General features: G+C 74.1%; 8 protein-coding genes. 5 read left to right on the top strand and 3 right to left on the bottom strand.

Annotated elements, in window-relative coordinates; genetic code table 11:
- Nucleotides 1–142 precede the first annotated feature (142 nt).
- Together OG710_RS10275 and OG710_RS10270 are read left to right on the top strand one after the other, a co-directional pair.
- Entirely contained in the window at nucleotides 143–1,234 is a 1,092-nt protein-coding gene (locus OG710_RS10275) for an NDP-sugar synthase (protein ID WP_330239047.1), read from the top strand.
- A gap of 255 nt (nucleotides 1,235–1,489) precedes the next feature.
- Nucleotides 1,490–2,473: a DNA-3-methyladenine glycosylase family protein gene (locus OG710_RS10270; protein WP_330239046.1), complete on the top strand. Its 984-nt coding sequence runs from the start codon at nucleotides 1,490–1,492 to the stop codon at nucleotides 2,471–2,473.
- 31 nt (nucleotides 2,474–2,504) lie between these two features.
- Here the strand turns inward: OG710_RS10270 and OG710_RS10265 are convergent, their stop codons facing one another.
- Genes OG710_RS10265 through OG710_RS10255 form a run of 3 tightly spaced genes read right to left on the bottom strand, consistent with a single transcriptional unit; the run spans nucleotide 2,505 to nucleotide 5,302 of the window.
- A complete protein-coding gene (locus tag OG710_RS10265) occupies nucleotides 2,505–3,815 on the bottom strand; it encodes a coenzyme F420-0:L-glutamate ligase (protein WP_330239045.1) in 1,311 nt (436 codons plus the stop codon).
- On the bottom strand, nucleotides 3,812–4,765 hold the full coding sequence (gene cofD, locus OG710_RS10260) for a 2-phospho-L-lactate transferase (protein ID WP_330239044.1): 954 nt from the start codon (nucleotides 4,763–4,765) through the stop codon (nucleotides 3,812–3,814). Before cofD ends, OG710_RS10265 begins: the two co-directional genes overlap by 4 nt.
- A gap of 48 nt (nucleotides 4,766–4,813) precedes the next feature.
- Complete coding sequence (locus OG710_RS10255) at nucleotides 4,814–5,302, bottom strand: cysteine dioxygenase (protein WP_330239043.1); 489 nt, start codon at nucleotides 5,300–5,302, stop codon at nucleotides 4,814–4,816.
- A 729-nt stretch (nucleotides 5,303–6,031) separates the two neighbouring features.
- Here OG710_RS10255 and OG710_RS10250 point away from each other — a divergent pair.
- The 3 genes from OG710_RS10250 (at nucleotide 6,032) to OG710_RS10240 (ending at nucleotide 12,020) form a co-directional block, all read left to right on the top strand.
- Nucleotides 6,032–6,295 carry a WhiB family transcriptional regulator gene (locus OG710_RS10250; RefSeq protein WP_030927001.1) on the top strand — a complete coding sequence of 88 codons (264 nt, stop codon included), beginning with the start codon at nucleotides 6,032–6,034 and terminating at the stop codon, nucleotides 6,293–6,295.
- A gap of 350 nt (nucleotides 6,296–6,645) precedes the next feature.
- The gene (locus OG710_RS10245; RefSeq protein WP_330239042.1) at nucleotides 6,646–10,473 is read left to right on the top strand and encodes a glycosyltransferase family 2 protein; all 3,828 of its coding nucleotides are present in this window, start codon (nucleotides 6,646–6,648) and stop codon (nucleotides 10,471–10,473) included.
- The gene (locus tag OG710_RS10240; RefSeq protein ID WP_330239041.1) at nucleotides 10,470–12,020 is read left to right on the top strand and encodes a DUF5719 family protein; all 1,551 of its coding nucleotides are present in this window, start codon (nucleotides 10,470–10,472) and stop codon (nucleotides 12,018–12,020) included. The genes OG710_RS10245 and OG710_RS10240 overlap by 4 nt, the downstream gene beginning before the upstream one ends.
- The last annotated feature ends 39 nt before the right edge of the window (nucleotides 12,021–12,059 follow it).

Below are 12,059 nucleotides of genomic sequence, written 5' to 3'. Positions count from 1 at the left end.
TCCGCAACCTAACAGCCCCCACTGACAACGAAAGAGAGCGCAGGTCAGAACCAATGTGCAGCGAACTCCGCCGCTTCGCGGCTCCGAACCGAGGACCCATTCCTCCCCGTCCTGGGGGACGGGGCATCCTGGGAGAATCAAGGTGACAGAGGCAAAAGAAGCGATCCTCCTGGTCGGCGGCAAGGGCACCCGGCTGCGCCCGCTCACGGTGCACACGCCCAAGCCCATGGTCCCGGCGGCGGGCGTCCCCTTCCTCACGCACCAACTGGCGCGGGCCCGCGCGGCGGGGGTCGAGCACATCGTCCTCGCCACCTCCTACCTTGCGGAGGTCTTCGAGCCGTACTTCGGCGACGGCTCCTCGCTCGGCCTGCACATCGAGTACGTCACCGAGCGCGAACCGCTCGGCACCGGCGGCGCCATCCGCAACGTCGCCCACCGCCTCGCCTCCGGCCCGGACGAACCGGTCCTCATCTTCAACGGCGACATCCTCACCGGGCTCGACATCCGCGCCCTGGTCGCCTCGCACGCACGCTCCGGCGCCGACGTCTCCCTGCATCTGACCCGCGTCGAGGACCCGCGCGCCTTCGGCCTCGTGCCGACCGACGCAACCGGCCGCGTCACCGCCTTCCTGGAGAAGCCGCAGACGCCCGAGGAGATCGTCACCGACCAGATCAACGCCGGCGCGTACATCTTCCGCCGCTCGGTCATCGACACCATCCCGGCCGGCCGCCCCGTCTCCGTCGAGCGCGAGACCTTCCCCGGCCTCCTCGCCGAAGGCGCCCACCTCCAGGGCATGGTCGACTCCACGTACTGGCTGGACCTCGGCACCCCGCAGGCGTTCGTCCGGGGCTCCGCCGACCTCGTGCTCGGCCGCGCCCCGTCCCCGGCCGTGCCGGGCCGCTGCGGCGACAGCCTCACCCTGCCCACCGCCTCCGTCGCCCCGGACGCCAAGCTCTCCGGCGGTACGGTCATCGGCGCCGGCGCGGTCGTCGGCGCGGGCGCCCGGATCGACGGCTCCACCGTGCTCTCGGGCGCGGTCGTCGAACCCGGCGCGGTGATCACGGACTCCCTGGTCGGCGAACGCGCCAGGATCGGCGCCCGTACGGAGCTGACCGGCGTCGTCGTCGGCGACAACGCCGAGGTGGGCGCCGACAACGAACTCCGCGAGGGCGTACGCGTCTGGTGCGGGGCCCACCTGCCGGACGCCTCGGTACGGTTCTCCTCGGACGAGTGAGCGCCCCGGCCGCCCCGGCCCGTTCGACCTCCGGGTGGCCGAAATCCGCCGTACGGGCTGTCCCGTAATCCCCGGCGGGCGCACGACGACAGCTACGGCGCCTCGCCGCGTTGTCGGAACGCCCGAATACATTCAGTATGCGGGTGTCCCTCCGCCTTGCGATGCACCGCATCTGACGCCGCGCGCTGTTCCGCCGGGGATTACGGGAAAGCCCGTACCCTCGACAGGCAGCCCCGACGACCGAGGACCTCATCCGTGGCAGGACGATTCGCTCCCCGCAACGCCCGGCGCGCGCCCGTCCCGCACCAGGCGGCGGCCACGCCCGCGACGGCGGCGCAGACCCGTGTCTGGACCCCGCCCGGCCCGCTCGACCTGCGGCTCGTCCTCGGCCCGCTGCGCCGGGGCCCCGCCGACCCCACGTTCCGGATGGTCGCCGACGGTTCCGTACGCCGCTCCAGCCGCACCCCGGCCGGTCCCGGCACGCTCCACGTCGTCGAGCGCGACGGCCGCGTCGAGGCGTCCGCCTGGGGGCCCGGCGCGTCCTGGCTGCTGGACGAGCTGCCCACCCTGCTCGGCGCGGGCGACGACCCGGCCGCCTTCACCCCGCGCCACCGCCTGCTCGCCCGGGCGCAGCACCGCCGCCCCGGACTCCGCCTGCTGCGCACGGGCCTGGTCCTGGAGTCGCTGATCCCGTCGATCCTGGAGCAGAAGGTCACCACGGACGAGGCGTACCGCGCCTGGCGCCTCCTGGTCCGGATGTACGGGGAGCCCGCGCCCGGCCCGCAGGAGTACGGCCTCTACGTCATGCCGGACGCCCGCACCTGGTCGCTGATCCCGTCCTGGGACTGGCACCGCGCGGGCGTGGACAGCAAGCGCTCCGCGACGATCCTGCGCGCGGTCCGGGTCGCCCGGCGCATGGAGGAGGCCGCCGCGATGGACCTCCCGGACGCGCTGGCCCGGCTCCAGGCGGTGCCGGGGATCGGCCCCTGGACGGCGGCGGAGACCCTCCAGCGCTCCAACGGCGCGCCGGACGCGGTGACGGTCGGCGACTTCCACCTGCCCGGCATCGTCGGCCACGCCCTGGCCGGCAACCGCGACGCGGACGACGAGGAGATGCTCGCGCTGCTCACCCCGTACGAGGGCCAGCGACACCGGGCGACGCGCCTGATCCTGCTCTCGGGCGAGACCCCGCCGCGCAGGGCACCGAGGTTCCAGCCGAGGGACATCGCGAGGCTGTGAGCGTGCCGCGCCCGCCCGGCGCCGCCAGGCGCTACCGCACGACGACGAAGTCCTCCGCATCGCGCCCCACCCGCGCCCCCGGCAGCGCCACGGGGTGCCCCACCGCGACCGCCCCCAGCGGGTCCCAGCCCCCCGGCAGGCCCAGTACCTCGCGCACCACGTCACGGCAGAACATCGTCGAGGACACCCACGCCGATCCCAGCCGCTCCCCGGCCAGCGCGACCAGGAAGTTCTGGATGCCCGCCCCGGCGGCGACCACGAACATCTCGCGCTCCGCGCCGTCCCGCCGCTCGTCCCCGTACGTGTGCGAACCGTCCATCACCATGCACGGCACCACCAGATACGGCGCCCGGCGCAGCACGTCGCCCCGCCGCACCCGCTTGGCGATCGACTCCTCGCTCTTGCCGTCGCGCCGCAGATCGGCGATCCACGCGTCCCGCATCGCGTCGAGCAGCCCGGTCCTGGACTCCGGGGACTCCAGCAGGACGAACCGCCACGGCGTCGTGTGATGGGGCGCGGGCGCGGTCACCGCGGCGGCCACCGCGCGCCGCACCGCCTCCGGGTCCACCGCCTCGTCGGTGAACTCGCGCACCGTGCGCCGCAGGGTCACCGCCTCCCGGACCGCCTCCGACGTCCCCAGCCGGAACATGTCGTCGGCGGCGACCCGCACCATCGCACGGGCGCCCTGCTCGTCCGCCGCGTCCACCAGATGCCCGAGCCCGCGCACCACGGCGACGGGCAGCCCGTCCGCCTTGCCCTTGACCAGCTCGCCGGCGGCGGCCAGCTCGTCGGCGACGGCGACGACGGTCGCGCTCAGCGGATTGCCGTACGTGTCGTGCCCGCCCCGCAGATCGTCGAGGACCCGCACACCGGCCGCGCCGATGGCGACATCGGTCAGCCCGTTGCGCCAGGGCCGGCCGAAGGTGTCCGTGACGAGGACGCCGACGTCGACGCCGAGCGCGGCGCGCAGCCCCTCCCGGATCGTCCGGGCCGAAACGTCGGAGTCCTCGGGAAGCAGCAGGACCGTACCGGCGGGGGTGTTCGACGCGTCGACACCGGCGGCGGCCATGACCAGGCCCTGCCGGTTCTCCACGATCCGCAGCGGACCGCGCCGCGCCACCACCCGTACCGTCTCGGCGTCTATGGCCGCCTCCCGGTCGGTGGCCTCGACGATCCGGCCCTCCGCCTTGGAGACGATCTTCGAGGTGACGAGCAGCACGTCGCCGTCGGCGAGTCCCGGCTCGGCGGCCGCGATCAGCTTGGCGAGGTCGTCCCCGGCCCGCACCTCGGGCATGCCGGGCAGCGCCCACACCCGGTAGGAGGGCGCGTCGGCGGTGCTCACGCGCCCTCCTCGGCGAGGGCCAGCGCCTGCCGGGCCATCTCGGCGGTGGCGGGCACATCGGTCATCATCAGCGGTACGGCACGGCAGCGGATGCCCGCGGCCTCCACCTCGTCCACCGTGCCCGCGTCCACCGTGTCCACCAGCCAGCCGTCGAGCAGCCCGGAGCCGTAGTGCCGGGCGACCGCGGCGGCCGTGGACTCGACGCCCACCGCCGCCAGGACCTTGTCGGCCATCCCGCGCACCGGCGCGTCACCGACGATGGGGGAGAGGCCGACGACCGGCACCCCGGCCTCGGCGATGGCCTCGCGGATACCGGGCACGGCGAGGATGGTGCCCACCGAGACGACCGGGTTGGACGGCGGGAAGAGGACGACGTCGGCCGCCGCGATCGCCTCCAGGACACCGGGCGCCGGTGCGGCCTGCTCGGCGCCCACCGGCACGATCGCCCGCGCCGGCACGGAGGCCCGCAGCTTCACCCAGTACTCCTGGAAGTGCACGGCCCGGCTCTCGCCGTCCTCGTCGATCGCCACATGCGTCTCGACGCGGTCGTCGGACATCGGCAGCAGCCGCACGCCCGGCTTCCAGCGCGCGCAGAGCGCCTCGGTGACGGCACTGAGCGGGTAGCCCGCGCCGAGCATCTGCGTACGGACGATGTGGGTGGCGAAGTCGCGGTCGCCGAGACCGAACCACTCGGGGCCCACGCCGTACGCGGCCAGTTCCCCCTTGACCTGGAACGTCTCGTCCGAGCGCCCCCAGCCCTGCTCCTCGTCGATGCCTCCCCCGAGCGTGTACATCACGGTGTCGAGGTCGGGGCAGACCTTGAGCCCGAACAGATGGATGTCGTCGCCGGTGTTGCCGATGACCGTGATGTCCGCGTCGGGTGCGGCCTCCTTGAGGCCACGCAGGAAACGAGCACCACCGATACCGCCGGCCAGAACCACAATGCGCATGCAAACAGTCTGTCAGGCGCTTCGTCGGGCCATGGGCCGCGGGCGGGTTCAGACCGTGGCGGCGGCGCACCGCGCGGAGTGCATCGGCATGTCGGTGAGGCCGGGGTGGTAGATGTGCAGGCTGACGGCCGGTTCCAGCGAGTCGTTGACGACCTCGTGGAGGTAGCCGGGCGCGAAGACGCGCTGCGCCCCGGCGCCCAGCGTCCGCTTGCCCCGGTCGGTGCGTTCGGTCAGCTCGCCGTCGAGCACGGTCAGTACGCCGGACGACGGGCCGTGGTCGTGCAGCCCGCTGCCCTGGCCGGGCACCCAGCTGAGCAGCCAGACCTCGTAGCCGGGCCCGGTCGTGAGGCGGTGGTACCAGCGGGTGGTGGCGTCGTACCGGACGAGCGGCGCCCAGCGGGCGCGGTCGGCGGCGACGGTACGGGCGAGGCCGACGAACTCGGCCACGGTGACGGGGTGTTCGCGGGCGGGGCGGAGAAGGTGCTGGACCTCCAGGAGGTCGCCGGCGATCTGGAGGTCGCTGTCGCTGCTGTTCATGGGAGCGGTGGTTCCTCGGCGGAGTGCGGGTGCGGCGTCGTGCGGGTGCGGCGTCGTGCGGTGCGAGGGCTCGCCGGGGAAACGCGAGGACACGGGGACCGGAGGCCGGTGGCGGGGTCCGTGGGGGTCCGGGGCGAGCGGGGCCGGGCCGGAGCGCGTGGCTACGACGGCACCGGCGGGATCAACAGCCGGGACAGCTGGAACAGCGGCAGCGGACCAGGACAGCGCTACGGAACCCACGGGCGTGGGTGGCGTGCGTCGCTGAGGTCACTGACATGCCACCAAGGAGAACCGGAGAACCGGCCACTGTCAACTCGATGGACGGTTCGGCGGCAATGATTCACCCCTTTCGGCTACTCCCTGCGAAGAAAGGTTTTAGCGCCCGTTCGCCGGGACAGGTGGCGCAACAGCCGCGCCGCCAAACCTGGGCGCGGCACCGTGACCCGAATGTGATCTTGGTCGCTTCGGTGATCGAATCGCAACGTGTCCGAGCCGAGGGGAGTTTGTCTCCATGGCACGTGCGGATGCGGCAGAGCCGATGGCATATGTCAGGTTTTTGGTGATTTGAACACTTAACGCATACGGTTGGTGCCGCAGGGTGAATACCGAGGCCAATAGCAGATCCGGGCTTGACCAGCCAGAGCTACACGCTTGTAATTTCACCCGTGTCGTTCGGCCGATTCGGTAACGGCCGCATCACGGGACGCAAGAGACGGACGAGGGGCGCACATGACCGAGCTGTTCCAACAACTGCTGGTCGAGGACGCGGACGAGGAACTCGGCTGGCAGGAGCGCGCACTGTGCGCCCAGACCGACCCCGAGTCCTTCTTCCCCGAGAAGGGCGGCTCGACCCGAGAGGCGAAGAAGGTCTGCCTCGCCTGCGAAGTCCGGTCCGAGTGCCTGGAGTACGCCCTCTCCAACGACGAGCGGTTCGGCATCTGGGGCGGCCTCTCCGAGCGCGAGCGCCGACGCCTCAAGAAGGCGGCGGTCTGACCGGCCCAGGCCCACCACGCACCACCGCACACCCGACGCACCACCGCACACTCCGCGGCCCGCCGCCTGCCCCCGCAGGCGGCGGGCCGTCGCTGTTCGCACGGGAGCCGCATGCACGGGGCGCCGTCGCCGTACCCGCCGGGCGCGGCCGGCATGCCCCGACCGGACCGATTTCGGCCCCGCCCACTACCCCGTCGCACCCTCCGCCAACCGCTCCGGGCACTCCGCCTTTATCCGTACCGTTAGTGTGGGGCTCCGTCCGAGACGCGCCAACAACCCGACAGAGCGCGCGTGTACACCGATGCAGCCGGGGGAACGCCCCCGGACCCGGCCGGAGGGCCCGTACCTCGATGTCCGTGCACAGCCAATCGACGGCGCCGTACGCGGCCGCCGCCGCCCCAGAGTTCCCCCGGCATGTCGTCACCGCCGTGCTCGTCTCCCACGACGGCGCCCGCTGGCTGCCCGACGCGCTCGCCGGACTGCTCGGCCAGGAACGCCCCGTCCAGAGCGTCATCGCCGCCGACACCGGCAGCGCCGACGACTCCGCGCACCTGGTCACCGAGGCACTCGGCGCCGACCGGGTCCTGCACCTCGCCCGCCGCACCAGCTTCGGCACCGCCGTCGACGAGGCCGTCCGCACGGCCGGCGTCCTCACCCCGGACGACCTGCCCTACCTCAAGCGCCCCAGCGGCTGGGACCCCGTCACCCGGACCTGGCACGACGAGGCGTACGAGATGCCCGAGCTGCCGCACGGCGAGCCGGTGCAGTGGCTCTGGCTGCTCCACGACGACTGCGCGCCCGCCCCCGACGCCCTCGCCGAGATGCTGCGCGTCGTCGAACACGACCCGCACGCCGCGATCGTCGGCCCCAAGCTGCGCGGCTGGTACGACCGCCGCCAGCTCCTCGAAGTCGGCGTCTCCATCGCCAACAGCGGACGCCGCTGGACCGGCCTCGACCGCCGCGAGCAGGACCAGGGCCAGCACGACCAGGTCCGCACCGTGCTGTCCGTCTCCACCGCCGGCATGCTCATCCGCCGCGACGTCTGGGAGGAGCTGGGCGGCTTCGACCGCAGGCTCCCGCTCATGCGCGACGACGTCGACCTGTGCTGGCGCGCCCACCTGGCCGGACACCGCGTCCTCGTCGCCCCCGACGCCGTCCTGCGGCACGCCGAGGCGTCCGCCCGCGAACGCCGCCCCATCGACTGCGCCGGCCGCAGCGTCGCCAGCCCGCACCGCGTGGACAAGGCCGGCGCCGTCTACACCATGCTCGTCAACGCGCGCGGCAAGAAGCTGCCCTGGGTCATGCTGCGGCTCGTCGTCGGCACCCTGCTGCGCACCCTCGCCTACCTCGTCGGCAAGGTCCCCGGTCAGGCACTCGACGAGGTCACCGGCCTCCTCAGCACCCTGCTGCGCCCCGGCCGCATCCTGGCCGCCCGCCGCGCCCGCGGCAAGGGCGCCGTGGACCCCGCCGAACTGCGCGGCCTCTTCCCCGCACCCGGCGCCACCGTCCGCGCCACCGTCGAACAGGTCGCCGGAAACTTCGGCGGCGGCTCCGAAGCCGACTCCGGCGGCTCCCGGCACGGCGCCGTCGAATCCGGACCCGGCGGCGACGACGCCGACTACCTGGAGATCGACCAGTTCGCCCGGCTCAAGAAGGTCGGCCGCAAGCCCGGCCCGGTCCTCTTCGCCGTCCTGCTCCTGGTCTCCCTCGTCGCCTGCCGCAACCTCATCGGCGGCGGCGCCCTGGCCGGCGGCGCCCTGCTGCCCGCCCCCGGCGACGTCTCCGACCTCTGGGGCAAGTACGCGGACGGCTGGCACACCATCGGCACCGGCGGCACCGAGAACGCCCCGCCCTACCTCGCCGTGATCGCCGCCCTGTCCGCGCTGTTCCTCGGCTCAACCGGCCTCGCGCTCACCCTGCTGCTCGTCTGCTCGGTCCCGCTCGCCGGACTCACCGCCTACTTCGCCACCCGCCCGCTGCTGCCCTCCCGGCTGCTGCGCGCCTGGGCGAGCATCGCCTACGCCTTCCTGCCCGCCGCCACCGGCGCCCTGGCGACCGGCCGCCTCGGCACCGCCGTCCTGGCCGTCCTGCTCCCGCTGCTCGCCCGCACGGCCGTCTCCGCGCACGGCATGCGGGCCACCGGCGACGCCCGCGGCAGCTGGCGCGCCACCTGGGCGTACACGCTGCTCCTCACCCTCGCGACGGCCTTCACCCCGATCGTGTGGCCGCTCGCCGCGGTCCTCGGCCTCGGCGTCCTGGTCCTGCGGCGCGGCGACATCACGGCGTACGCGCTCCGCTTCCTCGCCGCCGTCGGCACCCCGCTGCTCGTCCTCGCGCCCTGGTCGCTGTCGCTGCTGTCCAGCCCGTCCGCGTTCCTGACGGAAGCCGGCCTGGAGACCGGTACGGGCTCCGCCTCCGCGCTGGACCTGCTCGGCATCAGCCCCGGCGGGCCGAAGGCGGCGGGCGGCGTCCTGCTGCTGGGCATCGTCCTCGCCGCGCTCGCCGCCCTGCTGCGCGGCGAGCGGCAGTTCGCCGTACGGACCGCCTGGGTGGCCGCGCTGGTCTCCCTCGCCTTCGCCGGCCTCGCCAACGGCTCCGGCTGGGCCGGCCCCGCCACGCTGGTCTACGGCGCCGCCCTCATCGCCGCCGCGCTGGTCGGCGCGGACGGCGCCCGCATCCGCGTCGCCGAACTGAGCTTCGGCTGGCGCCAGCCGGTCGCCGTCCTGATCGCCCTCGCGGCGGCCCTGGCCCCCGCGCTGGCCGCCGCCGGCTGGATGATCGGCGGCGCGTCGGGCCCGCTGGAACGCCGCGACCCGGTCCAGGTCCCCGCGTTCGTCGCGGAGGAGAGCGGCACCCGCGACCAGCCGCGCACCCTGGTCCTGGGCGGCACCTCGCCCGCCTCCGTCGACTACACCCTGGTCCGGGGCTCCGGCGCCCGGCTCGGCGACGCGGAACTGGCCGCGGCCCAGGGCGGCAACAGCCACCTCGACAAGGTCGTCGCCAACCTGGTCGCCGGCTCCGGCGCCGACCAGGGCAGCCAGCTCAGCGGCTTCGCGATCCGCTACGTCCTCGTGCGCGACGGGGCGCCCAAGCAGATGAGCCGGGTGCTCGACGCCACCCCCGGCCTCAGCCGGCTCAGCCAGCTGGACGGCAGCGCCCTGTGGCGGGTGGACCGGCAGGTCTCCCGGATCATGATCGTCCCGTCCGCCGCCGGCGACGAGCCGCTCCCGGTGGGCTCCCGGCCGGTCGAGGCGCACACCAAGATCCCGGCGGGCGCCGCCGACCGGGTGCTGCGGATCGCCGACGCCGCCGACCCCGGCTGGCAGGCCACCCTCAACGGCCGCGCGCTCACCGCGAAGACCGTGGACGGCTGGGCACAGGGCTTCGAACTGCCCGCCGAGGGCGGCACCCTGGACCTCACGTACGAGGAACCCTTCACGCACACCGTGTGGATCTGGACGCAGATCGCGCTCGCCGTGGTCCTGGTCGTCATGGCCCTGCCGGGCCGCCGCCGCGAGATCGACGACGACCTGCCCGAGGAGGCCGAGGCCGTCGCCGCCGAACCGGTCGCCGGAGAGGGCCGCCGGGCCCGCCGGCTGCGCGCCGCCGCCCTGGCCGAGAGCGAGGCCGCCGCCGCACAGCAGGGCGCCGGGGGCTCACCCGAGCCCGACGGGGCCGGGGAGCAGCCGGCGTACGTTCCCGCCCAGCAGGACGCCGAAGCCGGCCCGGCCGCCCCGGAGAGCGCCCCGGAAGGCGCCCCGGACGCGGAAGCCGCCTACGTACCGCAGCAGCAGTACGGCGACTGGGACGCCCAGCAGGGCCAGTACCAGGACCCGGGCTACCCGCAGTACCAGGACGGGCCGTACGCGGACGGGCAGCAGCAGCCGGACGCCGGCGGCTACGACCCGTACGGCTATCCGCAGCAGCAGGGCGAGTACGGCGCGCCCGGCCAGGACCCGTACCAGGGCGGCGGCTACCCGCAGTACCAGGGCGGTCAGTACGCGGACCCGTACGGCGGCCAGGCGTACGACCCGGCCCCGTACGACCCCAACGGCTACGACGCCGACGGCGGGCAGTACGGCGAGCAGCGCCCGTACGACCCGCAGAACCCCGAGAACCCCGGCACGGGCCAGAACCCGTGGCCGACCGGTAACGCATCGCGAGGCGAGTCCGAGTGAAGTCCACCAGCAGCCTGTCCCTCATCGCCGGGGTCGTCGCCCTGGCCGCCGTCACCGGGTTCGCCGCGCTCAACGTGCCGGACGGCAGCGCCCCGGCCGAGGCGAAGACCGCCGCGCGGCTCCCCGTCGAACGGACCAGCCTGCTCTGCCCGGCACCCGGCCTCTCCGACCTCTCCGAGACGGCGTACGCGGCCTACACACCGCCGACCAAGGGCGCCGCCGGCGCGGCGGGCACGGCCGAACTCCTGTCGTCCGCGAAGGACGGCGAGAAGGCCCACAAGCCGGATGAAGAGGACGAGAAGGACAAGGGCAAGGAGAAGGGGAAGGACGCGAAGGACACCGGCAAGGACAAGCCGGTCGTCTCCCTCAAGGAGCCCGGCAAGCCGGCCACCGGCAAGGCGTCCGGCGCGGACTCGCCCGCGCTCGTCGGCACCGCCACCGGCCGGCTGGCCCCCGGCTGGACCGCCCAGCAGACCACCACCGTCGAGGCCGGCGACGGACGCGGCATCCTCGGCATCAGCTGCACCGTGCCCGACACGGACTTCTGGTTCCCCGCGGCGAGCACCGCCAAGACCCGCGAGGACTACGTCCACCTCACCAACCCGGACGACACCGCCGCCGTCGCCGACATCGAGCTGTACGGGCCGGACGGCTCGCTCAAGTCCGACGTGGGCGAGGGCATCACCGTCCCGGCCGGCTCCGGCGTCCGGGTCCTCATCTCGACGCTCACCAGCAAGGCCGTCGACGATGTGACCGTGCACGTCACCACCCGCTCCGGACGGGTCGGCGCGGCCCTCCGGACCGCCGACGACGAGACCGGCAGCGACTGGCTCGCCGCCTCCGCCGAACCCGCCGGCACCGTCGTACTGCCCGGCATCCCGGCCGACGCGACCTCCGTACGGCTGGTCGCCTTCGCCCCCGGCGACGACGACGCCGACCTCCGGATCAAGCTCGTCGGCAAGTCCGGCACGATCACCCCGGCCGGCCACGAGGAACTGCACATCAAGTCGAACATGACCGCGGCCCTCGACCTCAAGGACCTCACCCGGGGCCAGGCCGGCTCGCTGATGCTGGTGCCCGCCGAGAAGAACAGGGCCACCCCCGTCGTCGCCGCGCTGCGGGTCGTCCGGGGCAAGGGCGACAAGCGCGAGGTCGCCTACATCCCGGCGACCGGCCCGGTCGGCGCCCGCGCGACCGTCGCCGGAAACGGCGCCAAGAACTCCGCCCTCGCCCTCGCCGCCTCCGCGGCCGCCGCCACCGTCGAGGTCACCGCCTCCGCGGGCAGCGGCGGCGGCACGCCGGTCAGCAAGACGTACAAGATCCCCGCCGGCACCACCCTGGCCGTCACCCCGCCCGTGCCCACGGGCCTCAAGGGCAGCTACGCGCTGACCGTCGAAACCCGGTCCGGCGGCCCGGTCCACGCCTCCCGCACGCTCACGGAGAAGGTGAACGGCATCGAGATGTTCACCGTGCAGACCCTTCCCGACGACCGGGGCACGGTGGAGGTCCCGGCGGCCCGGCAGGACCTGTCGGTCCTCGACGACTGAGGAACCGGACCGGAGGCGGGGCCCCGCCGCGAGCGCGGC

It is taken from the genome of Streptomyces sp. NBC_00525, from assembly GCF_036346595.1.
Lineage (GTDB): Bacteria > Actinomycetota > Actinomycetes > Streptomycetales > Streptomycetaceae > Streptomyces.
This window is presented reverse-complemented; position numbering and strand designations above follow the sequence as displayed.